The organism is Methylocapsa palsarum, assembly GCF_900114285.1.
GTDB lineage: Bacteria > Pseudomonadota > Alphaproteobacteria > Rhizobiales > Beijerinckiaceae > Methylocapsa > Methylocapsa palsarum.
In genome coordinates this window covers 1-23005 of sequence record NZ_FOSN01000026.1, presented here as the reverse complement: position 1 = coordinate 23005, position 23005 = coordinate 1, and the positions used below count along the sequence as shown (strand labels likewise).

General features: G+C 61.4%; 25 protein-coding genes and 5 pseudogenes. 20 read left to right on the top strand and 10 right to left on the bottom strand.

The window, feature by feature from the left end; genetic code table 11:
* Nucleotides 1-287: 287 nt before the first annotated feature.
* The 5 genes from BM177_RS17670 (at nt 288) to BM177_RS17645 (ending at nt 5815) form a co-directional block, all read left to right on the top strand.
* Entirely contained in the window at nt 288-1280 is a 993-nt protein-coding gene (locus tag BM177_RS17670) for a hypothetical protein (protein ID WP_139223716.1), read from the top strand.
* A 251-nt stretch (nt 1281-1531) separates the two neighbouring features.
* Nucleotides 1532-1972 carry a tetratricopeptide repeat protein gene (locus BM177_RS17665; RefSeq protein ID WP_139223715.1) on the top strand — a complete coding sequence of 147 codons (441 nt, stop codon included), beginning with the start codon at nt 1532-1534 and terminating at the stop codon, nt 1970-1972.
* Between the two features lie 530 nt (nt 1973-2502).
* Nucleotides 2503-2808, top strand: a complete 306-nt coding sequence (locus BM177_RS17660) for a hypothetical protein (RefSeq protein WP_091686297.1) — start codon at nt 2503-2505, stop codon at nt 2806-2808.
* Between the two features lie 226 nt (nt 2809-3034).
* Complete coding sequence (locus BM177_RS17650) at nt 3035-3664, top strand: FecR family protein (protein ID WP_091686292.1); 630 nt, start codon at nt 3035-3037, stop codon at nt 3662-3664.
* 198 nt (nt 3665-3862) lie between these two features.
* Nucleotides 3863-5815 (top strand): TonB-dependent siderophore receptor, encoded by a 1953-nt coding sequence (locus tag BM177_RS17645; RefSeq protein ID WP_175492688.1) that lies wholly within the window; start codon nt 3863-3865, stop codon nt 5813-5815.
* A gap of 125 nt (nt 5816-5940) precedes the next feature.
* On the opposite strand, the gene BM177_RS17640 is transcribed toward BM177_RS17645, so the two are convergent.
* Nucleotides 5941-7095 carry an ISNCY family transposase gene (locus BM177_RS17640; protein WP_091686288.1) on the bottom strand — a complete coding sequence of 385 codons (1155 nt, stop codon included), beginning with the start codon at nt 7093-7095 and terminating at the stop codon, nt 5941-5943.
* A gap of 17 nt (nt 7096-7112) precedes the next feature.
* Between BM177_RS17640 and BM177_RS17635 the strand changes: the two genes are divergently transcribed.
* On the top strand, nt 7113-7847 hold the full coding sequence (locus BM177_RS17635; protein WP_091686286.1) for a TonB-dependent receptor domain-containing protein: 735 nt from the start codon (nt 7113-7115) through the stop codon (nt 7845-7847).
* A 14-nt stretch (nt 7848-7861) separates the two neighbouring features.
* Here the strand turns inward: BM177_RS17635 and BM177_RS17630 are convergent, their stop codons facing one another.
* Nucleotides 7862-8245, bottom strand: a complete 384-nt coding sequence (locus BM177_RS17630) for a PIN domain-containing protein (RefSeq protein WP_091686284.1) — start codon at nt 8243-8245, stop codon at nt 7862-7864.
* Nucleotides 8242-8496, bottom strand: a complete 255-nt coding sequence (locus BM177_RS17625) for a CopG family transcriptional regulator (protein WP_091686281.1) — start codon at nt 8494-8496, stop codon at nt 8242-8244. Before BM177_RS17625 ends, BM177_RS17630 begins: the two co-directional genes overlap by 4 nt.
* Before the next feature lie 83 nt (nt 8497-8579).
* Between BM177_RS17625 and BM177_RS17620 the strand changes: the two genes are divergently transcribed.
* Complete coding sequence (locus BM177_RS17620) at nt 8580-9905, top strand: PepSY-associated TM helix domain-containing protein (protein ID WP_091686278.1); 1326 nt, start codon at nt 8580-8582, stop codon at nt 9903-9905.
* 40 nt (nt 9906-9945) lie between these two features.
* Nucleotides 9946-10155 carry a hypothetical protein gene (locus BM177_RS19705; RefSeq protein ID WP_139223714.1) on the top strand — a complete coding sequence of 70 codons (210 nt, stop codon included), beginning with the start codon at nt 9946-9948 and terminating at the stop codon, nt 10153-10155.
* On the opposite strand, the gene BM177_RS17615 is transcribed toward BM177_RS19705, so the two are convergent.
* From BM177_RS17615 to BM177_RS17605, 3 genes are all read right to left on the bottom strand, one after another.
* On the bottom strand, nt 10130-11557 hold the full coding sequence (locus BM177_RS17615; protein WP_244532420.1) for an efflux transporter outer membrane subunit: 1428 nt from the start codon (nt 11555-11557) through the stop codon (nt 10130-10132). The two genes, BM177_RS19705 and BM177_RS17615, sit on opposite strands and share 26 nt — an antisense overlap.
* Nucleotides 11550-13598 carry a MacB family efflux pump subunit gene (locus BM177_RS17610; RefSeq protein ID WP_244532419.1) on the bottom strand — a complete coding sequence of 683 codons (2049 nt, stop codon included), beginning with the start codon at nt 13596-13598 and terminating at the stop codon, nt 11550-11552. Before BM177_RS17610 ends, BM177_RS17615 begins: the two co-directional genes overlap by 8 nt.
* A 73-nt stretch (nt 13599-13671) precedes the next feature.
* Nucleotides 13672-14892 (bottom strand): efflux RND transporter periplasmic adaptor subunit, encoded by a 1221-nt coding sequence (locus BM177_RS17605; protein ID WP_244532422.1) that lies wholly within the window; start codon nt 14890-14892, stop codon nt 13672-13674.
* Between the two features lie 83 nt (nt 14893-14975).
* On the opposite strand from BM177_RS17605, the gene BM177_RS17600 reads away from it, so the two are divergent.
* The 5 genes from BM177_RS17600 to smbP all read left to right on the top strand — a co-directional run bounded on the left by BM177_RS17600 (nt 14976) and on the right by smbP (nt 17071).
* Nucleotides 14976-15317 (top strand): hypothetical protein, encoded by a 342-nt coding sequence (locus BM177_RS17600; protein ID WP_139223713.1) that lies wholly within the window; start codon nt 14976-14978, stop codon nt 15315-15317.
* A 325-nt stretch (nt 15318-15642) separates the two neighbouring features.
* Complete coding sequence (locus tag BM177_RS19700) at nt 15643-15930, top strand: hypothetical protein (RefSeq protein WP_139223712.1); 288 nt, start codon at nt 15643-15645, stop codon at nt 15928-15930.
* A gap of 118 nt (nt 15931-16048) precedes the next feature.
* Nucleotides 16049-16282, top strand: coding sequence for an AbrB/MazE/SpoVT family DNA-binding domain-containing protein (locus BM177_RS17595; protein WP_091686272.1), 234 nt, complete (start codon nt 16049-16051; stop codon nt 16280-16282).
* A 1-nt stretch (nt 16283) separates the two neighbouring features.
* Nucleotides 16284-16694, top strand: coding sequence for a type II toxin-antitoxin system VapC family toxin (locus BM177_RS17590; RefSeq protein ID WP_091686269.1), 411 nt, complete (start codon nt 16284-16286; stop codon nt 16692-16694).
* A 284-nt stretch (nt 16695-16978) separates the two neighbouring features.
* Nucleotides 16979-17071, top strand: a complete 93-nt coding sequence (gene smbP / locus BM177_RS19695) for a small metal-binding protein SmbP (protein WP_244532418.1) — start codon at nt 16979-16981, stop codon at nt 17069-17071.
* Nucleotides 17072-17082: 11 nt separating this feature from the next.
* Here the strand turns inward: smbP and BM177_RS20230 are convergent, their stop codons facing one another.
* Complete coding sequence (locus BM177_RS20230; RefSeq protein ID WP_175492685.1) at nt 17083-17301, bottom strand: hypothetical protein; 219 nt, start codon at nt 17299-17301, stop codon at nt 17083-17085.
* Between BM177_RS20230 and BM177_RS17585 the strand changes: the two are divergent.
* From BM177_RS17585 to BM177_RS20790, 3 genes and pseudogenes are all read left to right on the top strand, one after another.
* Nucleotides 17245-17438, top strand: a pseudogene (locus BM177_RS17585) (IS630 family transposase); the annotation flags it as partial. The gene BM177_RS20230 and the pseudogene BM177_RS17585 overlap by 57 nt on opposite strands.
* Nucleotides 17439-17471: 33 nt before the next feature.
* Nucleotides 17472-17711: a hypothetical protein gene (locus BM177_RS20795; RefSeq protein WP_244532423.1), complete on the top strand. Its 240-nt coding sequence runs from the start codon at nt 17472-17474 to the stop codon at nt 17709-17711.
* Nucleotides 17698-17883, top strand: a pseudogene (locus tag BM177_RS20790) (PLP-dependent transferase); the annotation flags it as partial. The gene BM177_RS20795 and the pseudogene BM177_RS20790, both read left to right, overlap by 14 nt.
* Here the strand turns inward: BM177_RS20790 and BM177_RS17575 are convergent.
* Nucleotides 17849-18099: pseudogene (locus tag BM177_RS17575) on the bottom strand (cobalamin-dependent protein); the annotation flags it as partial. The pseudogenes BM177_RS20790 and BM177_RS17575 overlap by 35 nt on opposite strands.
* Before the next feature lie 184 nt (nt 18100-18283).
* Between BM177_RS17575 and BM177_RS17570 the strand changes: the two are divergent.
* From BM177_RS17570 to BM177_RS17555, 4 genes are read left to right on the top strand one after another with little or no spacing between them, the layout of a single operon-like run.
* The gene (locus BM177_RS17570; protein WP_091686267.1) at nt 18284-18634 is read left to right on the top strand and encodes an ArsR/SmtB family transcription factor; all 351 of its coding nucleotides are present in this window, start codon (nt 18284-18286) and stop codon (nt 18632-18634) included.
* Nucleotides 18618-19082 carry an SRPBCC family protein gene (locus BM177_RS17565; RefSeq protein WP_091686306.1) on the top strand — a complete coding sequence of 155 codons (465 nt, stop codon included), beginning with the start codon at nt 18618-18620 and terminating at the stop codon, nt 19080-19082. Before BM177_RS17570 ends, BM177_RS17565 begins: the two co-directional genes overlap by 17 nt.
* Nucleotides 19083-19125: 43 nt before the next feature.
* Nucleotides 19126-19686, top strand: coding sequence for an SRPBCC family protein (locus BM177_RS17560; RefSeq protein WP_091686304.1), 561 nt, complete (start codon nt 19126-19128; stop codon nt 19684-19686).
* A 52-nt stretch (nt 19687-19738) separates the two neighbouring features.
* Nucleotides 19739-20155 carry a VOC family protein gene (locus BM177_RS17555; RefSeq protein ID WP_091686264.1) on the top strand — a complete coding sequence of 139 codons (417 nt, stop codon included), beginning with the start codon at nt 19739-19741 and terminating at the stop codon, nt 20153-20155.
* A 16-nt stretch (nt 20156-20171) separates the two neighbouring features.
* Here the strand turns inward: BM177_RS17555 and BM177_RS17550 are convergent.
* Nucleotides 20172-21510: pseudogene (locus tag BM177_RS17550) on the bottom strand (short-chain fatty acid transporter).
* A 313-nt stretch (nt 21511-21823) separates the two neighbouring features.
* Nucleotides 21824-22836 (bottom strand): annotated as a pseudogene (locus BM177_RS17545) (bile acid:sodium symporter family protein).
* Nucleotides 22837-23005: the final 169 nt, after the last annotated feature.

Here is a 23005-nt window from a genome sequence, read left to right as displayed (position 1 = left end):
AGCTCCGCCGATCGCAGGTTGCTCAACCCGCGCCACACGGCGTAAACTCCGCCGAGACTCTAATTACCGCCGGATGAAAGTTCAGTGGCAGGTCAGTAGGCGTATGATCGATGCCGTGTGGCGGCGGAAGGTGATGTGGACGCAAAATGGCTGATGATGCACCTGAAAGAGAAAGTCACCCTTCTGCGGACCTCAGGCGAACCAGACGGCTGCAAGCGGCCTATGCGATGGCCCGCTCTCTCCGCGAGAGCAGCAGTTTCAGTTGGGAATGGTCCTTGAATGAGAATATGGGCCTCGCCCGGGCGGTAGAGATAGAAGCTTTGCTTGGGCTGCTGAAAGAGGGCGATCTCCCCGGAGAACGAGCAAATTCGAAAGCAGGGGAAGAAGCCGAGAGCGTACGTACGCTCATGCTCTCGTCTGTTCGGGCGGGATCAGATTATCTCCGATTTTCCGCGGCCCTTGACATGTTTGAACGCGTGTTGATCGCACAGCTTATATCGCTCGGAGCTTCGCCGAAAGGCGCCACCGAGGAACGTCCTTTCCCACGGCAGACTGCATTGGCGACGATGAGCGCGCTCAATTCGGGACAGACTGAAGTCTTCACCACTTTCAAAGACAAATTTTACGGATCGACGGCCTTCAAGATCATGTGCGCTGGTCTGTTCGCGGCGGCGTTGCTGGCGGCGGGAGGGCTCTACATCGCGGCGAAAGTGGACGAGTACCGATCCGCACAGCAGGCAGCGGACTTGAGGGAGGACGTCTCCAGGCAGATTGCATCCCTCTATCCTGCGATGCCACAGGACAGCGTGCGGTTGAGCGAAATCAAGAGGCAAATCGACGCGCAGGAAGCCGAGTTAAGCAATGAGGTTATCCCGCGAATGAAGCAGCTGCGGGACGATTTAAGCGCCGCGCGGCCTTCGTTATGTGACCGGCCGCCGCTCGCGGAGGTCCCGGATGCGCTTCGTGCGCAGCTTATCTGTCTTAAGGCCCGAATTGCCGACATCGAAGAAAATACGAGGTCTAAACCGATCGGCGGCGTGGCCGAAGATGATCTGTCGCCCAAACAATGGCTCCAAATTCAGAAGGCGTTGGCCGACAGACAGTTTTACCACGGAAAGATCGACGGCAAACCGGGCGGCCCGAAGCGGCGTTTTGGGCGGATGACTGGAACTCGTCGGGCCATTTTCAAATGGCAAGGCGCGCTTTCAGAAATGCAAACCGGAACACTGACGCCAGAGCAAATCCCGCGGCTGCTCGCGTCCGATCCTCTGATGCGCTGACTACAGCCTTGAAAGTCCGCATTTCGCTGCTCGATGTCCTCAATGGACGACGCGGCCACGGAAGCTGGGCTTGATTTCCGTTCGCGCCGCTCTCTGTTCCTGTTTATCTTGAATACACTGCGCGAACAGATCGAACATGCGCTCAACGGAAGCTCAGCATCAAATCGATCCTGAATTGACCCCGCAAATCCTCGCTGCTCTTTCCCACGTTTTTCAAGAGAAAATCTCCGGGCAGGGCAGTGAAAACGCCGATGCGAATTCGACTCGGAAGCTCGCTGAAAAGGGTCACGCGGGGGCGCAAACTCATCTTGGGCACATATTATTTTGGCCATGGCGTGCCAAAAAACTATGCGGAGGCGCGGAAGTGGTGCCTTAAGGCGGCCTCTTTCGATGTCGCCGAGGCGCAGTCGAAGCTTGGCCGGATCTATGCCAATGGTTATGGCGTGCGCCAGAATTTTAGCAAGGCCGCGGCCTGGTTTAAGAAAGCCGCCGATCAGGGCAGCCGGGCGGACCAGTGCGCACTTGGACTCTTATACGCCAATGGCGCCGGCGTGGCGAGGGATGACGCTCGGGCCGCGGCATGGTTTGAACGGGCTGCGCGCCAAGGCGATGTCTACGCCCAATACGCCCTCGGCGTCCTCCAGACCTTCGACGCCGGCGCCTCCCAGGATTATACCGAGGCGGCCAAGTGATTTCGGAAAACGCGGGCCGAGGAGATGCGGTCGCGCAAGCCCATCTTTGCAATCCTTTAGGCTCATGGCGCTGGCGTGCCGCAGGACTAGGCGGAAGCCGCGGCCGGGTACGGCCGGCTGACGGATCTCGCCGCCGCAAAATTCGCTCTCGACGCCATCATGTCACACGAGGACAGTGAAAGGGCTCGCGGCGCCATCGGCGGGGCCTTTCTCATGGCGCGGGGAGGGGGCATTTCCCGGATTCTCGCTTTCGCTGTTGTGCTCATCCTATTGAGCCCAGCGAAAATCCGTAGCTCAATGGACGAATGCTGAGCGCGCTTCTCAGTGCGCCGCCATCGATGTCAATTGTCCCATTTTCGCCGTGTACCAATCCTAATCGGTAAAGCGTAGAGGTTCATGTCGCCGATTCGTTTTGCAAGTAATGCCGCCGATGCTGTAGTCGTCCCGCTGGATGCGATTATTGGGATTGTCTGTCATTAAAGAAATCGAGCGCCCGGTCGTTTATCGCGGTGCAGAGCGAAGAGGAGCTTATGAGCAAAGCCATGAAAGTCTTAGCCGCCGAGCCAGAAATCACCGAAGACGATCTCAACGACGAAACAAGCGACCCGGTGACGGCCGGAATTTTAGAAGCTCTTGAGGCTCAAATCTTCCAAGCAATCTTCGACGCGCAGGAGTTGCTTTTGCAGAAGGGAGTGAACAAGCGTCTCATCGCCAACCTTTTGCTGAACGACGTGGCGGCAACCTACGCCTCGCTCGGCAAGACCTTCGAGTGCTCGGAGGAAAGCATGGTGCAGGTGTTTTTAGATCATTGGAAGCAGCGTGGGCGGCGTAATTAAACCATCAACCGAAACGATGCCGGTGGGCAATAAAGGGGCCGCCCGCACTGCTGCGAGCGGCCCAAGTCAAGGGAGGAAACGCCCAACGGGGCATGAAGCAAGAAAGCAAAAGGCGTGCCGGGCAAGCGGCCGATCAGGAAGATTCCATAATCGTCCAGACTAGCCGCACGGATCGCGAGTAGGATCAAGACGATTTTGGCGTGCCTCCAATGATCTCGCTGCATTTCTGCGGTCGGATTATGCAGCCGGCACAGGCGAAACAAGGCTCGTGACGCTGGAGGACGGTTCGCACGCGCATCTCAACGCCCAATCCGCCATCACGGTCTCTTATACCGCTTCGCAACGGCGTTTGGAGCTTCTCAAGGGAGAGGCCTGGTTCGATGTGGCGAGCGATCCGGCGCGGCCTTTCACTGTGGCGGCCGCGGGCGGAACAATCATTGCGCTTGGCACGGCCTTTGATGTGGCGCTGGAAGATAACGGCGCGCGGGTGACCGTCGCGAAACATCGCGTTTCCGTTTCGAGCGGCGGCCAGACCGTCATCGTCGAGGAAGGCCAGGAAAGCAGCTTTGACGAAAACGCCGCCGCGCTAGCGCCCGCGTCTGTCAACGCCGCCTGGATCACCGCATGGCGGCGCGGCAAGCTGATCGTAGAGGACGAGCCCCTCGGGGCGGTCATCGCCGCCCTTGGACATTATCATCGCGGCTACGTTATTTGCCTCCATTCCGAGATTTGCACACGGCGGGTCACCGGCGTGTTCGGGCTCGGCGAGCCGCTCGTATCTCTGGAGGAAATCGAAAAGTCGCTAGGCTTGCGCGCGACCTATCTCACCCGCTTCATGGCGATCCTGCACGAATAGGCTTCACCGCAGGCGCGGTGCAAAAATGTCACATCGGCCCTTTTGTCGTTCTTTCCAGGCAAACCTTTGTCCCATTTTCGTCCGCGCTGCGTCGGACAGTCAAGGAGCGCATTCGCTCCACGGCGATCCGAGGGGACAGCGGCCATGGCCTTCAAGATTAAACGCAACAAAGACAAAGACAGATCTGGAAGCGCAAGGATGTCTTCGGCGCTCGCGGCTTGTGCGGCCGGCGCCTGCGCCATCGCGATGGTGACGCCCGCCTCGAAGGCGCAGGCGTCCATAGCGCCGGAGGAAAGATCCGGCGCGCTCAAGGCCTATCGCGTCCCGCCGGGCTCCATCGCGGCGGCGCTCAACGATCTTGCCGACGCGAATGAATTGCACGTGGTGTTTGACGCCCGCCTGACGCAGGGCATGCGCACGCCGGGACTTTCCGGCCAATATTCTTTGCGCGGCGCGCTGGACCGGCTGCTCGCGGGAACGCGCCTCTCGTACACGCTGTCGGATAACGGCCGCACGGTTTCGATCGTGCTGGCGCAGAACGATACGGCGACGCAATCGGACGCTGGCGCCGTCGCATTGCCCGAAGTGAGCGCCACCGCAGCCGCGGGCGGCGTAACCGGCGACGGATCGTTCGGCGGGGCTGGTCCGGGGCAAGACCCGTTCAACACGACCTATGTGCTGGAGGACGCGACGACCGGCACCAAGACCGACACCCCGATCATGGACACGCCGCTGAACGTGCAGGTCATCACCCAGCAGGTGCTGCGCGACCAGCAGGTCATCACACTGGATCAGGCATTGCAGAATGTCAGCGGCGTGACGGTTAGTCAAGGTCCTGGGGGAACGGGGGGTACCCAAAATGCCTATAATGCGATCGTTCTGCGCGGCTTCGCGACCAACAACTACTTCCGTGACGGGTTCCGGGTCGACACTGGAGATGGCGGCTTTTCCCAGCAAATGGCCAATGTAGCGAGCGTCGAGGTGCTCAAAGGTCCCGCGGCCGTGCTGTATGGTCTGGGCGAGCCGGGCGGCATTGTCAACATCATCACGAAGGAGCCGCTGAACACGCCTTATTTCGCCGCGACGCAGCAGATTGGCTCCTTCGCGAATTTCCGCACAACCTTCGACGCGACTGGCCCGGTCACGCAGGACGGCGCCTTCCTCTACCGAATGAACATGTCCTATCAGAACAATGGCGCGCCGTCAGGCGCGCCTGTCGACCTAACCCACGCGCAGGATATATTCATCGCGCCCGTTCTCAAATGGAACGTCGACGGCGCCAACTGGGTGAAACTGGAGGCCCAATATGATGAGAATAGGTCTGCGAACGTCTGGCCATTCGCCCCGCTCTACAATGGCGTCTTCGTGCCGATCCCGCGCAGCCGCAATTATGGGGAATATTCGCCCGATACACTCAAGACGCTTTTTGCCGCGCTCACCTGGAAGCATGAATTTGACCAAGACTGGTCGGTGAAGCAGCAGCTGGCTTATCGCCGAACGGAGGATACTGCGCGATATACAGTTCCTGCATTTTTGGAAGATTCTGGCAGCGAACTTCTAGTTAATCGGTTCCTCATCCCAAGCTTGCTCACACAAACAACTTACTCGACCAATGTCGACATAACCGGGCACATTGACACGTTTGGGGTCAAGCACACATTGCTCCTAGGCGGAGATGTCTATCGAACCACATTCGGCAACCAAAGCTGGTTCGACAACGGGCCGTTTTCACAAATCAGCTTATGGAATCCGATCCATCCCGGCACACCTTTCGTCGGCCCTGTGCTCCCTTCTTACGCATCCGACAACACACAATTCACGTCAGGCCTCTATCTTCAGGATCAGATCAAACTACCCTATAATTTCTACGCCATGGCGGGGGCGAGATACCAATATATCCGTCAAACGAGCGCAACCGGCACGATTCCCGCCGATTTGACGGCGAGTCCAACGCAGACGGCGAGCGCTCTGACGCCTCGTTTCGGCCTGTTGTGGCGGCCGGAAAGCTGGGTCAGTTTTTACGCCAATTATTCAGAGGGTTTCGGCCCCAACAGCGGCTTAATCTACCCCGGAACGCCGGTTCCTCCCACGGGCGCGCGGGAAGGAGAGGCGGGCGTCAAACTTGAGCTTTTCGAAGGGAAGTGTCGATAGCTAATTAACTTGTCCGGTTTTAGTAGCACATGAAATGTCCGCTTCTTCTGCTTTTGTTCTCCTGTGGGACTGTGGTCAAGGCGCTTGCCTTGTCCACATTTCCACAGGCCAGCCGCCGAGCGGATTCAGGCGGCCTTTTTTGCTTTTTGTTTTGTTTCCTCAATCGCCCCTTTCTTGTCGTAGCGGCCAAGGCATCGTTGACCGTGGAAGATGGCGTAGCCTCCGTCCTGATAGTGCCGGACCTTGACGGTCGCCTTGACGAAGTGCGCGCGTAGCGGGCTTTCTGGGATTTGCAGTTTTAGCCGGTTGAACGAAACGCAATTGTCGTTGCCGACTTGGCGTTCTTCCTGAACGCACAGAATCTCGCGAAGATCGACGCCGGGAATCGCCACGAAAGCTGAGCCTTCCTGAGAGGGCTGCTCCGAAAAAAGCGCATTGTGAGCAGGTATATAGACGTCGCGCAGGAACAGGTCCGCCGCCGCCGCCGTGGCGATCCCGGCCAGCGCAAACTCCTTGACCAGACGGTCCTGCAACGTATGGAAGACGCGCTCCGACCGGCCCCGCGCCTGCGGCGAATAGGCCGCGATATGTTCGACGCCCAGATGCTCCAGCGCCCGGCCCACTTGCGTCGGGCGCGTGCGATCGACCTTCCCGCCCGCCTCCGGCGTGTGAAAATAATGGCTGCCCCGATCCGTATAAATGCTCAGCGGGAGACCATGCTGGCCAAATACCTCCGCCAGGCCCCGGAAAGTCGAGGCCGTGCCTTCTTCGGGCGCGAGAAACGCCGACAGAATGGCGCTCGTCGCATCGTCCATCGTGACAACCAGATCCAGCGCCGGCTGGCCCGAAAGCCACAGATGCGTCGAGGCGTCCTGATGCAGCATCATGCCGGGCAACGGCCGACGCTCCCGCTTGCGCCGATGCGCCCCGCGACGCTCGGCTTTCTCCAGCAAGCCCCGCGAGTGCAGAAATGTCTTCGTCCACGTATACCCCCAGCCGAATAGGTGATCCTTCACCAGATGCTCGTGGAAATGCTTGGCCGTGAAGCCCGCGTAGCGCCTGCGATATAAGGCCTCCACCTCATCGCTCCGATCCTGCGGAACCCGCTTGCCCGAAGCCTTGCCAAGCCGGCGGTCCAGCAACCCGGCCTCGCCTTCATCCTCAAAGCGCACGCGCCAGCGGCGGAACGTCCGCTCGCCAATCCCCAATAGCTCCGCAGCTTCCGCCAAGCTGAACTCGGCCGCTTCATAACGACTTAAAATGCTCGAAAACTTGATCATCCGCACACCCTGATGGGCTGCTGTCCGGCGCATCCAATCCCCCTAAAGAGACGAAACGCTACCGGACAGATCGTGCGCTACCTAAATCGGACATATCGTGTGCTACCCACAAGCTTTTCGAAGGGAAGTTGCGCGCCACCGCCGACTATTATAATCTGACCAAGACGAATCTCCCCGCGACAGATGCAAACCCGCTTCATCAATGCGGCGGCGGACCTGGCAGTTGCTCCATCTTGATCGGCGAGGCGCGCAGCAAGGGGCCGGAACTCGATATCCAGGGCGAACTATTGCCCGGCTGGAGCATCATCCTCGCCTACGCCAACCAGGATGTCCGCGTCACCAAAGGCAGCGCGGACCAACCGACTGTAGGACAACGCTTTCCTAACATTCCCCAGAATCTCGGGAGTTTCTGGACAACTTATGAATTCCAGCCGGACAGCGAATTGAAAGGCTGGAAGATCGGCGGCGGTCTCATCTACCATGGCTCGCAGCCGATTTTATCTTTTCCCACCAATTATCTTGGCGCCATGACCTCTGGTTACGCCACCGTAAGTTTGATGGGCGCCTATAGTTTCAAGATCGGTGACGTGAAACTCACCGCGCAGGTCAACGTCACTAATCTCCTCGACGCGACCTATTACGGAGAGACCTCTGTTTCATCCGGGTCCATCCCTTTGCCAGGATATTCGTCCGGCCTTCGCCCCTACGGCGCGCCCCGCGCGATCATGGGCTCGCTCAGCGCGCAGTTTTAGCCTTGGCCCGCGCGTTACAGTCCTGCGCCCAGGACATAGGGAATGAGGACAAACGCATGACGCGCCGGGTCGAAATCCCTGGTGTTGCGGGTGACGAGCCTGCAATGGCGGTTCAGCGCGATCGCGGCTTGGAGGGCGTCGGGCAACTTCCAGCGGTTCTGGCGGCGCAGAGCGGCCGCGAGATCCGCGTCCTCGGCGGTCACAGGATAATGGCGGAGCTTCGCCAGCACCGCCTTCGCCAAAACCTCGCTCTCGCCATCGAACCCGGTCAGAACCTCGGCGCGGGTGATGACGGAAATGGCGATGTCCTCGCGATGCTCCCGCAAATAATTGGTCGCCGCCTCGACCCCATTGAAATGGTCGATAACGATGACCGAATCGAGAAGGAAAGCGGTCACCTTCTCTCTGCCTCGGGCTCCCACTCGTCGCGGATTTGGCGTTGGTAGGCGAGGCCCTCGCCCTTGCGCCAAAGTCCGCGCGTGAGATCGAGCAGATCCTCGAAGCCGGGCTCTTGCGGCTCGTGGGCCTCGCGGCGGTACAGGGCCAAGGCGCGTCGGACGATCTCTGTCATGGGCACTTGTTCCGCCCGCGCCTTTTGCGTCAGCCAAAGTTTTTCGGATTCGCTCAGGCTGATGATGGTTCTGGGCATGACCTTGGTTCTCCTTCTCGATCAAAGCCGATATCAAATAGGCATCATGATATCATCGTAATCCGTATCAGGGAAAAGATTCCATGACCCGACAATTCTGGGTTCTGATGCACCGCTATTCCGGGCTGACGATGACTTTGTTTCTCGTTATCACCGGCCTCACCGGCAGCGTGCTGGCGTTCAAGGACGAGCTGGATTTATGGCTCAATCCTGACCTGCTGACCGTGGCGAAGCACGATGCGCCGATGCTCGATCCGCTCGTCCTGCGCGGGAAAGCCGAGGCGCAAGACCCGCGCATGCGCGTCGATTCCGCGCCGCTTTATGTCGAACCCGGCCGCAGCTTTGAGGCTGGGCTCGCGCCGCGCGTCAAAAGCGCGCCAATAGAGCAGTTTGTCGCGCTGCCCGATTTCCTGGCCGGGGCTTTCGGCGACGACGAATCCGGACGGGTGACGTATCTCGATCCCTACACGGGCGAGACGCTCGGCGAGCGAAACCTGACCGCGTTCTCGGTCGGCCGCGCCAACATCATCTGGTTCATCTACCGCCTGCATATGACGCTGGCGCTGCCGGGCCGCTATTCCGGGCTCGGCGCATTCATTCTCGGCGTCACTGCTCTCGTTTGGACCATCGACTGTTTCGTCTCCTTCTATCTGACCTTTCCGCGAAGCCGCGCCAGCGGTGGGGCGATCCGCAAAACCTGGCTTTCGCGGTGGAAGCCGGCGTGGCTGATCAAATGGAGCGGCGGCGCCTACCGGATCAATTTCGACATCCACCGCGCCTTCGGCCTGTGGACCTTCGCGATGCTGTTCATCTTCGCCTGGTCGAGCGTCGGCTTCAATCTCAACGAAGTCTACACGCCGGTGATGAATGCGCTGTTTGGCGCGCCTCCACCGCAACCACATGCGATGGCCATGCCGACCCGGGCGGTCGTTCTCGAAAATCCAGCGCTGGATTGGCCGGAGGCGCGCGCCAGAGGCAGGGTTTTGCTCGAGGAAAAAGCGCGCAAGGACGGCTTCACGATCAAGCGTGAGGTGATTTTGGCGCTAGACCGCGAGAGCGGTCGTTACACGATGTGCGCGAACACCCTGGCGGCCGCCGGGGAGAGCCCAGCCTGCGCGGAATTCGACGCCGAAACCGGCGCGGAGGCGTCCAAGCCGGAGCCGGACCCGCAAGCGGCGAAGACGCCTTTGTCCGAGACGATCAGTTCTTTGCTGGCGATGCTTCACATGGCGCGGGTGTTCGGCTTGCCGATGAAGATCTTCGTCTGCGTCATGGGGCTTGTCATCACGATGCTGTCGGTCACCGGCGTTTACATCTGGTGGAAAAAGCGCAGGGCGCGGATGGTCTCCAAGGCGCGTCGCGAAGCGATGGATGGAGAGTCCGCGGCGGCGAAAATCGCGGCGCAATGACGCGGCCTAGAATTGAATCATTGAGCCTAGGGAGCATGAGATGAGCGAGCCGGAACGGCAGGCCCTGAAACTCGCGCAAAAGCTGCGGCGCGCCCTGCCGCTTAAGGCGCATGGGCGTCCGCCATTGACGGGGGCGGGGATCATAGGGCTTTCGAACACGAGCTTGTCCCGCTCGTTGGCGGCACGGATTTCGTTCAGCGGCGTCCTCTCATTGGATGTTCCCCTCACCACCCTCCGCCGATGGCCATGAAGAGTGCGGCGGTGTCGGAGAGGCGGTCGGAATCGGCGATGACGCGGGCGATCGAGGCTTGCAGGTAGGTCTGCTGGGCGTTGAGCACGGCGAGTTGATTGACGTGGCCGAAGCGCGCCTGCAGGCGCACGATGTCGAGGCTGCGCCTTGCCGCTTCCTCCGCCTTCGCGGCGGCTTGGACCGCGCGCGCGTCGACTTGAAGCGCGCGCAGCGCGTCGGCGACATTCTCGAAGGCGTTGATGACGACGCTTCGATATTGCGCCTCGGCCTGGCCAAGGCCGGCCTCGGCCGCCTTCTGCTTGTTCAACAAAGTCATGCCGTCGAAAATCGGCTGCGTGGCGCTCGCGGCCAAAACGTAAAAGCCCGTGCCTGGCGCAAAGAGCTGCCCGAAATTCAGCGCGCTGGAGCCGCCGTTGGCGCTCAGCATGATGTTGGGCAGACGGGCGGCGACCGCGACGCCGACGAGGGCGCCGGCCGAATGGATGTTGGCCTGCGCCGCCTGAATGTCCGGCCGACGCGCCACGAGCTGCGCGGGGAGAACGAGCGGCACCGCGCGCGGCAGGGTCAAGCGCCGCAGGTCGAACGTCTCGGCGATTTCGTCGCCCGAATATTGTCCGGCGAGGGCGGTGAGGAGATTGCGCTGCTGGGCTAGCCGCTTTTCGAGCGGCGGCAGGATTTCTTCGGCCTGCGCCAGGGCGGCTTCCTGGGAGAGAAGATCGGCGCCCGAAACAGATCCGGACGCCAGTTGCCGGCGTAATAGCTGGAGAAGCTCTTTTTCAATCGCGACGATGTTGCGCGCGGCGTTGATCTGTCCGCGCAGGGAGGCCTCCTCGATCGCCGTCGCGACGACATTGGCGGCGAGCGCGAGATAGGCCGCTTCGAGGCGCAATTGCTGGATCTGCGTTTGCGCCTCCAAGGATTCGACGCTGCGGCTGTTGGCGCCCCAGATGTCCGGCGTGAACGACACGATGATCTGCTTGGTGAACAGCGAATAGGTGAGCTGAGTCGCCGGATCGGAAGGTATGGCGTTGGAGGCGACGCCGCTTTGAGACAGCGAATTGGCAGAGATTTGCGGCAGCGAAACGCCTTTTTGCGCCTCGGCGGCATAATAGGCGACGCGGATCGCGGCCTCCGCTGCGTCAAGGGTCGGATTTTGCGCGATCGCCCGGCGCACCAGATCGTCGAGCGGCTTCGAGCCAAACGCCCGCCACCAGTCCCGCGCGACGTCGGCTCCTTCGACGAAGTGCTGGCCATTGCCGGGAGAGGCGGTCCGCTCCGGCGTGAACCGCGTCGCCTCGGGCGGCGGCGGCGGCTCGAAGTTCGGCCCCACGGCGCAACCGCATACTCCGGCCGCGAGCGCGAAGGCGGCGGCGCGGCGGCGGAGATGGTTGAGGCTAGTCACGCGAGAGCGCCTCCACGGGATCGAGCCGCGCGGCGTTGCGCGCGGGAATATAGCCGAAGACGATTCCCGTCAGCAGCGAACTCGCGACCGCCAAACCAAGGGCGTCGACCGAGAGAATGACCTGCCAGTCCTGCGGAACGACGCTTGATGCGGCATGAGCGAGCCCGTAGGAGACGAGAATACCGATCGCGCCGCCGGCGAGGCAGACCACGACCGCCTCCGTCAGAAACTGCGTTTGAATGTCAAAGCGGCTGGCGCCGACCGCCATGCGAATGCCGATTTCGCGCGAGCGTTCGGACACCGACACCAGCATGATGTTCATGACGCCGATGCCGCCCACAATGAGCGAAATAAGGCCGATCGCCCCGAGAAGAAAACTCATGCTGTTGGTGAAGCTGCGGCCTGCGCGGACGCGTTCCTCGAGGTTGAAGATCGAGACGTCCTTGGCGTGATGGCGCCGCTCGAGAATCTCGGAGACGCCGCCCGCCACCGCGTCGATCGGAACGCCGGGGTGAAAGCGCAGCACGATGCTGTCGAGATAGCTGCGTCCGGCAAGGCGCGCGCCGACGGTCGTGTAGGGAAGATAGACCACAAGCCGATTGCCGGCCCCAGGCGATTCCATGGCGAGGTTTTTGGCGACCACGCCGACGATGAAGCAGGGCGTCCTGCCGACGATGATGATCTTTCCAATTGGATTGTCGGCGGGAAAGAACCTCTTTCTGACATTGGCGTCGATCACCGCGACTTGGCGCTGCGAGACGATGTCCTCGCGGCTGAATCCGGGGCCCATTTCGAGCTTGTAGCCGCTGGTCTCGAAAAAGGATTCGTCGACTCCGGTCACGGTCGCGGCGGCTTTCAGCGCGCCGAGCCGCAGCGTGGCCGAAGCGCCGAGCGTCGGGCTAATGCTTTGAATAAAACTTTGCCGCCGCAGAACGTCGGCGTCGGCTCCCGTCAGCGTATGAATATTGGCGGCGTCGGGATCGCCGAAGAATTTGCCCGGATAGATTTCGACATAATTTTGCGGCACGCTCTTGAGCGTCGCCTCCATGCTGCGCTTTGCGCCTTCGCCCAACGCCGCCATCATGACGACGGAGGCGACGCCGATGACGATTCCGAGCAGCGTGAGGCCCGTGCGCAGACGATGCGCGAGGAGCGCGAACCAGGCCATCCGCGCCGCCTCGATAAAGCGCGGGACCCACGCCACGGCGTGGGGCGAGTCATGGGATGAGGCTCTGGATGAGGCATGGGGCGCGACAGCCGCCGGCGGCGGGGCGTCCGCCTCTTGAGGCGGCGGCGGGTCGGCAGCCTCCGTCTTGCGATCCTTAACGATCAGGCCGTCCTCGATCTCGATCACGCGCCTCGTCTTGGCGGCCCCATGCGCGTCATGCGTCGCGATGATGAGCGTATGGCCGAGCCGATTCAATTCGATCAGAATCTCCATCACCTCCCGGCCCGTGCGGCTGTCGAGCGCCCCCGTCGGTTCATCCGCCAGAATGATCGCGCCGCCGTTCATCAGGGCGCGGGCGATGCTGACGCGCTGCTGCTGGCCGCCGGAGAGCTGGCTTGGGCGATGATCAAGACGCGCGCCAAGGCCCAGACGCTTCAGCAGTTCGCGCGCGCGAGTCTTTCGCTCCAACCCGCCGGCGCCGGCGTAGATCGCGGGGATCTCGACATTGGCGAACGCGGAGAGCTGCGGCAGAAGATGATAGCTCTGGAATATGAAACCGAAACGATCCCGCCGCAGCGCCGCCAGCTCCACGGGGCCAAGCGCGCTCGCCTCCTCGCCGCCGACGCGATAGGTTCCAGCGCTCGGCCGGTCGAGACAGCCCAAAATGTGTAACAGCGTCGACTTGCCGGAGCCCGAGGCGCCCATCAGGGCGACCAGCTCACCGGCGCGGATGTCGAGGTCGATGTCGCGCAAAGCGTAGGTTTCCTGATCGCCGGAGACGTATTGCCGGGACACGGCGCGCAATCGGATCAGCGGCTCCGACATATCGAGCATGACGCCGAAAAGTGGAGCCCGGTTTTCGGATGACGTCATGCTCTCACTCTTTGATTTTGAAACTGGAGCGATTTCCGATCGATCGAATGAGTCCATTCGATCGGAAAGCGCTCTAGCGCGCCCCCGCCGCAGCCGGCTCCGGCTCTCCGGTGATCACTGTTTCGCCCTCAGACAATCCGTCCAGGATCTCCGCCTGTATGTAATTGTCGAGGCCGACGCGCACGCGCTTCGTCTCGATCTTGCCTTGCGGGCCGAGCACACGGACCTCGTAGCGTCCGCCTGCGTCCTTGTTGCGCAGCGCCGCCGATGGAATGGCGAGCGCGTCGCGGGAATCGCCAAGCTGGATCGACACCTGCGCCGTCATCCCGATGCGCAGGCGATGGTCAGGGTTCGCCACGTCGAAGAGCGCGTTGTAGAAGACCGCGTTTGACCCGCCCGGCGACGCGCCGCCTTGCCCGGAACCGCCGGACGCCGACACCGGTTCGGAGAAATTCTGCGGCGCCGGCTCCACCGCCCTCAGCTTGCCGGCGTAATGCGTGTCCGGATCGCCCATGATCGTGAAGGACGCCGGCTGCCCCGCATGCACATGGATGACGTCGGCCTCCGACACCTGCGTGCGCACGGTGACGGCGCCAAGTTCGGCGAGCTTCAGGATCACCGGCACGATCTGCGCCGCCACCACGGTCTGGCCTTCCTGGGTCAGGATGGCCACGACCTCACCGTCCATCGGCGCGGTGATTTTGGTGTAGCTGAGATTGGCCGCGGCGATGTCGATTTGCACATTCGCCTGTTTGATCTGGGCGTCGAGCGCCGCCAGCCCCGCGTCCTCGCTCTCCAATTGCGCGTCGGCGTTCTCGAGCTCCCGGCGGGAGGTGGCGGCGCCGCCGATCATCGCTTTCTGGCGCTCGAATTCGAACTTCGACCGGCGCAGGCGTGCGCTTGCGGCGCGCCGTTGCGACTCCAGATTGGCGAGCGCCGCCTGCGCCGAGCGCAACTCGTTCTCTTGCAGCACAGGATCGATCTCGGCGAGCAAATCCCCGGCGCGAACCTGATCGCCGAGCTTCACGCGCAGCGATTTCAACTGGCCGGTGGCGCGCGTGCCGACGTCGACCTGCCGGATCGCCTGCAATGTTCCAGTCGCGAGCACGGAACTCTCCAGGGTGAGGCGCGCGGCCGCCGCCGTCAGATAATGCGGCGGCGCCGGCGCGGAGTACCAGCGCAGGAAAAAATAGCCCGCCGCGAGACAAATAACGCCGATGACAATCCAGCGCGCTCGGGCGGCGGCTCGCAGAAAGCCCGTGTTCGAAAGCCCCGAAATATTCGAAATCCTCACGATCAAGGCATGTCATGGAAGCGCGTTGGCCTAGCTTGTCCCGCGCAGCCCTTGCGATAGGCGGCGACGTCCGCGGCGAAAGGATGCCGCCGGTCGAGCGCCAATTGCGTCACCGGCGCGACCAGAAGCACGGGCTCGCCGGACCGCCATGCCTATCCGGCGGCGGTGTCCTCGGCCGCCGGAATCTTGCGCCGGGATTTGAGCCGGATCAATGGGGCGGGTACAATTCCTATACGATCGCGGGGAACATCGATCTCACGGGCAAGTTCGAGACCGGCCCGGTCAAACATTCCATTTTATTTGGCGTGGACTATTTCAACAACGTCCAGCCTGTCGCCAAATATGGCTTCGCCGGGGGCAACGACATCAATATTTATTCGCTTCGTGGACTGGCCGCTTGGAGAGGTCATATTCCGCGCAGATGAAAGTAACGCGTCAGGCCCGAGCCGCGAATGGAGATGCGCACTTCTTGCCCGTAGCGATCTTCAACGTAGACGCCCGGCGAGTCCTTGAGCGCGTCGACGAGACGTCAATCTCCCCTCCGGATTTTCGCTTTATCTCGATCTGCGCAACCTGACCAACCAGCACTATATCAGCGACACCCAGGCGGTTATCAACGCCAGCGTTCCAGCCAATCAGCAAATCTACTTTCCAGGCAACGGCCGCGCTGTCTATGGCGGGATAAAAGTGACGTTTTGACCAGAATGTTGCCTACGCTCCCAAAAATGGAGCGTAGGGACCACACCGCGGATGGGTGAAGTGTCAATCACCGTGGCCGATGACCGCCCAACGATCGCCGGCTTCGATAATCGCCGAAATCAGGCTTCATTTCAAATCCCGGAAAGCTTCGGATCGAGGGCAGCCGGGCGCCCAAATCTGGAACGCAGTTCTCGCCGCATGAGCCTACTCGAGCGCTCTGCGTTTCGCCACGTTGATTTCGAAAAAGCGCACCACAACCTAAATTCGCAGGGTTTTTGGAATCATGGAAGTGAAAAATCCACACTGGATCGTGTGTCCGCTTTGCTTTCTCCATTTTAATTATCGACGAAATCGCCTGGACCAGATTGCCGGCAGCCGCTGCGGTTCTTTGCAGGTGACGTCCGTAATCCTCCATGCTAGGTAATGCTGAAAGTAATCTCCGCATTACAGGTGCGAAATGGCGGCGACAGTCACTAGTAAAGGGCAGGTCACGATCCCTAAGCCTGTCCGCGATCTGCTCGGCCTCAAGCCGGGCAGCGTCGTCGATTTTCAGCGGGCGCCGGATGGCGGCGTCATCCTGGTCAAGATCGGGGGAAAGCCGCGCCCGAGCCGTTTCGCGCGTCTTCGCGGTCACGCCGGCAAGGGGCTCTCGACCGACGCCATCATGGCGATGACGCGCGGCGAGCGCTGACGTGACCCTCATCGATACCAATGTGATTCTCGATCTGGTGACGAACGATCCGGCTTGGTCGGATTGGTCGATCGCGAAACTGGAGGAGGCTGGGCTCAAGGGGCCGCTCTGCATCAATGACGTGGTCTATGCCGAACTGTCGGTGCGGTATGTTCGGATCGAGGATCTGGAGGCAATGCTCGCTGACGCGGCGATCGAGGTCGCGCGAACGCCGCGGGCCGCGCTCTTCCTCGCCGGCAAGGTCTTTGTGCAGTACCGCCAGTCGGGCGGCGCGCGCACCGGCGTTTTGCCGGATTTTTTCATCGGCGCTCATGCGACGGTGAGCGGGTTGCCGCTACTGACGCGCGATGGCGGCCGCTACCGGCATTATTTCCCGGGCATGGCGCTGATCGCGCCGGAAAAGTTGGCCTGAGGGGTTATTAAGTTCCATAATCTTGATTATGCGAAATTGATAAAAAGAAATGAAAACAATAGGTTATATGGTTTTCGCTCATGACGAATCGCCGACGGCCCGTCAAAAGTCGCGCGTGAGGAGTAACGACTCCATGGGGTTGATCAGCAAACGTCAGAGGACACAATTTCCGTTCGGACATCGACAACGGCTCCCCGGAAGTTTCACAGTTACCACGCCGCCTTGCAGGCAGATCTTGAAGGGGGAGTACTGACTGTGTCGCCGTCTCGACTTATCGCTGCATCTTGGGCACGAAACACGGCAAGCAAGACCATGCGGATGTCGCGACAAAGCATGCTGAAGAAGCTTTGTCACACCTTGAAGCTGCCACAAAATAAAAATCGTTACGCTAAAGCTGGTAAAAATAAACGGCCCAAGGCAGAGCAGCCAACAATAAGGCAGTAACGCGGGGTTTCGCCTTTTCTTTATCGGCGATTCCCCGACGGGGCATAATTGTTGAATGGCGCACAATCAATACCGCCAAACCGTCACCGCTGAAATCACATGAATCGCCTTTGCCGTCCTCAACGGCACGGTGATCGGCCGCGACATGCAGCGCCACCGGCATGAGGAGTTCATCCGTTTCCTCAACGCCATCGAGGCCGAGGTTCCGCCGGCAAGGTCGTGCATGTGATCCTCGACAATTACGCCGCCCACACGCATCCCAAGGTGCCCCAATGGCTCGATCGACACTTCCGTTTCACTTCCATTTCATACAGACCTAGTTCGCGGGTAAAGATGACGCCAACTTTCCCAGCCTTCTTTAGCCGTACGCACGCCGCAAATCCTCCCGCTGAGCTTACGGCGCGTATCGGGCCAAACGCCGTAACGCAGCTTCACGCGGCGCTGATCGCTGCTGGTCTCGAAGCCGAGGCGGTCCAGTTGTTTTCCGCGGCGAGGGCGGAGGATTGGCTTGCCGATCGGCCCGCCGCGATGGTCGACGAGCGCCGCGTCGCGAGGCTGGCTCCAAGTTTTTAAGCTTGCGGTGAGTCTGGGTGGGACAGAAACATTAATCTGTGATCCCGCGACGACCGTGCATCCTGGGTTTCCAGAAAGAGATCGTCGTGAATTCGGCATTACTTCAGCCTTGATTCGCAAGTCGATCGCGATTGAAGGAGCGCGCGCTCGGCGTTGTAGATCGAGGGGGTGATCGACGTCGCTCCGACGATGTCCGGCCTTTCCGCCGCGATCAGGGCGGCCAGCTGCTCGTCGGACAGGTCGTTGGTCATCGCGTCAATAAAGCGGACGTCGGAATAGCCGGCCTGTTTCAGCGAGCCGGTCAGATAGGCGGCCCACGCGGGGGCCAGTTTCCCGCGATCTCCGCGCCACCGGAATGGTAGTTCGGGTGAAGGAGGAAGATGCGCACCGACCGTCTCCAAGTGTCATTAAATAATGACATATTTAGCACGTCAAAAGTGTAAGACAATCAATTTCCGGCGCGGCCTTTTCAGCAACCGCCACTGGGCGCCTTGAGACGCGGGCGCTGCCTTGACAGCGGCCCTCAAACCAAATATTTAACTAAAAGGTTATATAACTGGTCGTTAAAGTTCATGCGGGCCGATCATCTCAGCAGCACGCTCTCCGCACTCGCCGATCCCACGCGAAGGGCTATTCTCGCGCGGCTGGCCCTCGGCGAAACGAGCGTGGCGGAACTCGCCCGACCCTTTGACATGAGCGGGCCGGCGATCTCGAAGCATCTCAAGGTGCTGGAGGCGGCCGGGCTCATCAGCCGCTCCCGCGACGCGCAGCGGCGGCCCTGCCGCCTCAACGCCGCGCCGCTTGGCGAAGTCGCCGCCTGGCTGGAGCGCTATCGTGTTTTCTGGGACGCCAGCTTCGATCGTCTCGACGACTATCTTCGGCAGGTGCAGGGCAATGGAGGCCCGCATGGCGAGCGACAGTGAACTGGCGGGCCGCGTGCTCGAAATCACGCGGATTTTCGACGCGCCGCGTGCACTCGTTTTCGAAATGTGGACGGACCCTGCGCATCTGCGTCACTGGATGGGTCCGCGCGATCATCCGGCCGTCGAACTCGGCGGAGATTTCCGGCCGGGGGGCCGCTGGCGCACGTGCCTGAGGCCGGAGAACGGCGGGCGCGATCTTTGGCAAGGCGGCGTCTACCGCGAAATCGTCAAACCGGAGCGGCTCGTTTTCACCTTCGCCTGGGATCAGGACGACGGCCGGCCGGGGCCGGAGACCGAAGTCACGGTTTTGTTCGAGGATCATGAGGGCGACCGGACGAGGATGACCTTCCGTCAGGCCGTCTTCAACACCAGCGCCAATCGCGACGGCCACAGGTTTGGCTGGAGCAGCAGTTTCGACCGTCTCGATGAATATCTCCGCACAATTTGAGCGGGTTCGCGCGATGGCTCTACTCTTCACCGGGAGTTTTTTCATGTCCGCAACCCTTGTCACCCTCGTCGTCCTCATCGCCATTGTTGGCGCACTTGCGTTGTTGATATCGCGCCGCCCGGCCGCCTTCAGCATCTCGCGCACGGCGGCGATCGCCGCGCCGCCGCAGATCGTGTTCGACACCATCAACGACCTGCGCAAATGGGAGTCATGGTCGCCCTGGGCGAAGCTCGACCCGAACGCGACTAACAGGTTTTCCGGCCCGGCGGCGGGAGCCGGCGCCTCCATGTCCTGGGCGGGCAACAATAAGGTGGGCGTGGGCAGGATGACAATCACGCAGAGCCGCCCGGACGAGCTGGTCGGGATGCGGTTGGAGTTTGAAAAGCCAATGAAAGCCGTCAACACCGTCGAATTCGAACTGAAGCAGGAGGGCGCCGAAAGCACGGTCGTTTCCTGGACCATGTCGGGCGCTAACAATTTCATCGGCAAGGCGTTCGGCCTTGTTGTGGATTGCGACAAGATGATCGGCGGGCAATTCGAGCAGGGACTGGCGAGTCTTAAGTCGGTCTCCGAGGCGGCGCGCGGGGCGGCGCGGGCGGCCTGAACGCCGGGCTTGCGACTCTGGCTTGCCGGCTCGTTCTCCAAAGGAGGCAGACATGCATATCCAACCCTATCTGAACTTTAATGGCCGCGCCGACGAGGCGATCGAATTCTACAAGGAGGCGCTTGGCGCGACGGTCGTAAGATTGATCCGTTTCAAGGACAACCCTCAGCCCATGGCGGGTCAGCCCGTCGCCAATCCGGACAAGGTCATGCACGCCGAGCTGCGCATTGGCGCGACGACGATTTTGGCATCGGATGGCGGCTGCCGGGAGGGTTCGCGTTTTGAGGGTGTTTCGCTCTCGCTTTTCGCCTCGGACGACGCCGAGGCCGGGCGCGTTTTCGCGTCTCTCGCGGACGGCGGAGAGGTGCAGATGCCGCTTGGTCCGACGTTCTTCTCGTCGGCATTCGGCATGGTCACGGACCGCTTCGGCATGATGTGGATGGTGATGGTCGACAGAGGTTCCGGTTGACGCGCCCCGTGGCCGTTCACGGAATGACCGGCGGGCGGTAGGGCAGGGTGAGGGAAAAAGCCCACAGCATCAACAGCACCAGCGGCAGGTGAAACATCAGCTGCACGATCGTGAATCCGACAACGTCGCGCGCCTTGATCCCGAGAACTCCGATCAGCATCAGCATGAAGAACGGGTTGATGAGATTGGGCAGCGCTTCGGCCGCATTATAGATCTGAACCGCCCAGCCGAGATGCACCTTGAGGTCGTTCGCCGTCTGCAGGACATAGGGCGCCTCTAGGATTCGGAATGATAAATCCGAGCACGGCCGAATAAAGACCTATGACGATCGGAAACGTCTCCCTGGTGCAGACGCCGTTGAACAGATCGGCGAGCCTCGTCGCGAGACTGTGCCCGCCAAGCGCTGCGGCTCCCGTCATGATCCCGGCGATCCCGCCATAGAACGGAAACTGCACGATGATCCCGGCCGTCGCCGGGACCGCCTGCGTCGCGGCGTCGAGAAAACTGCGCGGGTGCCAATGCAGCAGCAATCCGGTCATGAGCAGGGCGAAATTGTAGGTGTTCAGATTGGAGATGACGAAGACCGGATTTCTGCCGGAGAATTCCTGCACCAGCCAGCCGAAACCTAGGACTGCGATCGCGATGGAAAGGAAAGGGCTGTATTCGAGCCATTCGCCGGGGCGCCGCCCGCGCCGCGCCGCCACGGGCTTTGCGTCGAGATCGACCCCGAGCATGGCGGCCGTCACAGCCCGCCCGCCGGCAGGGACCGACAGGAACGCGATGAGGGTCGAGACGAGGATCAGCGTCAGCACCATCGCCGCCGACTGCCATAGGAAGATCGTTTCCGTGAATGGAAGGACGCCGCCGATGTCGAGCAGACTTTTCGGCAGGCTGCCGGAATTGGCCTGCAATTGCGCCGCCGAGGAACTGAGGCCAAGGGCCCAGGTGCCGCCAAGCCCCAGATAAGCCGCGGCGGCGGCGGCGCGGTAGTCCATGATGATATCGGTCCGGCGCGCCATCGCCCGCACCAGCAGCCCGCTGAACATCAGGCTGATCGCCCAGTTGACCAGCGAGAGCAGCATGGTCGACGCCGCGATCAGGGCGACGGCGGAGCGGCCGCCGCGCGGCAACAGGGTGATCCTGTCGATCAGCGCCGCCGCGGGCGGCGAACTCGCGATCACATAACCGCCGACCACGACCATCACCTGCTGCATGGTGAAGGTGATCAAGCTCCAGAATCCGTCGCCGAAGGATTTCGCGATCACGCTTGGCGGCGCGCCGTTGATGAGCGCGGCGGCGGCGACAAGCACGACGGCGAAGGCGGGAGCCAAGGTGACGCCGCTGAATGTCGCCATCCCCTCGCATACGACGCTGATGCGCCCGGCCGCGCAAAAATTTCGTCTGGCGCCTGAGGCGGCGGCTTGGCGCGCGATTCCGATTCCGGTTATGGCGGGCGTTTCCGGCGCGCCCGTCTATGCCAGAGCGACGTTCTGTCGCTTCAGGTCGCGCAAACGGTGAACTGGGCCGCCTGTCTTGAGGGACTCATGGAAATGGGGTGCTCCTGCCTCCTCGAGCTTGGCCCCGGCAATGCATTGTCCCGCATGGCGCGCGAGGAGTTTCCGGACCTTCCGGCGCGATCGGTCGCCGACTTTCAAAGCCTCGACGGCGTCATTGACTGGGCGAGACGCCAGCTTGAGGAACAAAAGGCGGCGGCTGGGGTTTCATCCCTTCCCATTGCGCCGCGTAGCGCTGGGCGATGACGGCGCAGACCATCAGCTGGATCTGGTGAAACAGCATGATCGGCAGCATGAACAGGCCGATTTGCGGGCCCGTGAACAGGACGCTCGCCATTGCGAGACCGGCGGACAAGCCCTTTTTGGAGCCGCAGAACACGATGACGATTTCGTCCTCCCGGGCGAAGCCCAGACGGCGGCTCAGAAAAGTCGTCAGGGTGAGCACAAAGGCCAGCAAACCCGAAAGGACCAGACTCAGCCGAAGCAATTCGCCAGCGCCGAGCTGACTCCAGACGCCCTTGACGACGCCCTCGCTGAAGGCGGCGTAAATGATCAAGAGTATCGAGCCGCGGTCGACGAGGTTCAAAACGGCGCGATGGCGCGTGACGAAAGCGCCAAGGAGAGGCCGCGCCAATTGCCCGGCGAGGAAAGGGAACAGCAATTGCAGGATGATGTCGCCAAGCGCTTCCAGGGAAAAGCCTGCGCTCTGGCTTTTCATCAACAGGGCGGCAAGCAGCGGCGTGAAGAAAATGCCGAACATATTGGAGGCCGAAGCGGCGCATAGCGCGCCCGCGACATTGCCGCGCGGATCGAGGTGAAGGCGATCGACGACTGCACCGTGGACGGAAGAATGCAGAGATAAAGCAGCCCGGTCATCAACGGCTGCGACAACAGGTCGGGCGTCAACGTCGCAACTCCGATTCCGATCACTGGAAACAACACGAAGGTGCAGGACAACACCGCGGTTTGCAGACGCCAATGCTTTAGTCCGGCCAGCGCCTCTTGCGTGGGGAGGCGGGCGCCGTGAAGAAAAAACAGCAAGGCGATGGCCAGCTTGACGCCCCAGCCCACGACGATTGCGCTTTCGCCGCGCACCGGACAGAGGGAAGCGAAGGCCACCGTCGCGACCATTGCCAGAATGTAGGGGTCTATCGGCAGGCGACGCAGCATCGAAACCTCGGGGCGGGGCGACACGTCGCTAAAAGCGCGCCTGCTATTTTGAACCGCGTCGAAGAGGCGTTGGTGCGTGGATACACTCTAGATTGTATTTGTCTGCGTACTCGCTCTTTAGGAGCGGCGGTGACGGCCTCGGGCGCGGGTTGTAAGATACCCAGCT

What these genes read in the sequence shown, in the direction of transcription:
- BM177_RS17620 (WP_091686278.1), top strand. Translation starts at nt 8,580, where the DNA reads ATGACCCGACAATTCTGGGTTCTGATGCACCGCTATTCCGGGCTGACG.
- BM177_RS17565 (WP_091686306.1), top strand. Translation starts at nt 18,618, where the DNA reads ATGGCGAGCGACAGTGAACTGGCGGGCCGCGTGCTCGAAATCACGCGG.
- BM177_RS19700 (WP_139223712.1), top strand. Translation starts at nt 15,643, where the DNA reads ATGGGTGAAGTGTCAATCACCGTGGCCGATGACCGCCCAACGATCGCC.
- BM177_RS17645 (WP_175492688.1), top strand. Translation starts at nt 3,863, where the DNA reads ATGTCTTCGGCGCTCGCGGCTTGTGCGGCCGGCGCCTGCGCCATCGCG.
- BM177_RS17610 (WP_244532419.1), bottom strand. Translation starts at nt 13,598, where the DNA reads ATGACGTCATCCGAAAACCGGGCTCCACTTTTCGGCGTCATGCTCGAT.
- BM177_RS17640 (WP_091686288.1), bottom strand. Translation starts at nt 7,095, where the DNA reads ATGATCAAGTTTTCGAGCATTTTAAGTCGTTATGAAGCGGCCGAGTTC.
- BM177_RS17595 (WP_091686272.1), top strand. Translation starts at nt 16,049, where the DNA reads ATGGCGGCGACAGTCACTAGTAAAGGGCAGGTCACGATCCCTAAGCCT.
- BM177_RS20795 (WP_244532423.1), top strand. Translation starts at nt 17,472, where the DNA reads ATGACGCCAACTTTCCCAGCCTTCTTTAGCCGTACGCACGCCGCAAAT.
- BM177_RS17600 (WP_139223713.1), top strand. Translation starts at nt 14,976, where the DNA reads ATGCCGCCGGTCGAGCGCCAATTGCGTCACCGGCGCGACCAGAAGCAC.
- BM177_RS20230 (WP_175492685.1), bottom strand. Translation starts at nt 17,301, where the DNA reads ATGCCGGTGGCGCTGCATGTCGCGGCCGATCACCGTGCCGTTGAGGAC.
- BM177_RS17660 (WP_091686297.1), top strand. Translation starts at nt 2,503, where the DNA reads ATGAGCAAAGCCATGAAAGTCTTAGCCGCCGAGCCAGAAATCACCGAA.
- BM177_RS17555 (WP_091686264.1), top strand. Translation starts at nt 19,739, where the DNA reads ATGCATATCCAACCCTATCTGAACTTTAATGGCCGCGCCGACGAGGCG.
- BM177_RS19705 (WP_139223714.1), top strand. Translation starts at nt 9,946, where the DNA reads ATGAGCGAGCCGGAACGGCAGGCCCTGAAACTCGCGCAAAAGCTGCGG.
- BM177_RS17625 (WP_091686281.1), bottom strand. Translation starts at nt 8,496, where the DNA reads ATGCCCAGAACCATCATCAGCCTGAGCGAATCCGAAAAACTTTGGCTG.
- BM177_RS17560 (WP_091686304.1), top strand. Translation starts at nt 19,126, where the DNA reads ATGTCCGCAACCCTTGTCACCCTCGTCGTCCTCATCGCCATTGTTGGC.
- BM177_RS17665 (WP_139223715.1), top strand. Translation starts at nt 1,532, where the DNA reads ATGCGAATTCGACTCGGAAGCTCGCTGAAAAGGGTCACGCGGGGGCGC.
- BM177_RS17670 (WP_139223716.1), top strand. Translation starts at nt 288, where the DNA reads ATGGGCCTCGCCCGGGCGGTAGAGATAGAAGCTTTGCTTGGGCTGCTG.
- BM177_RS17570 (WP_091686267.1), top strand. Translation starts at nt 18,284, where the DNA reads ATGCGGGCCGATCATCTCAGCAGCACGCTCTCCGCACTCGCCGATCCC.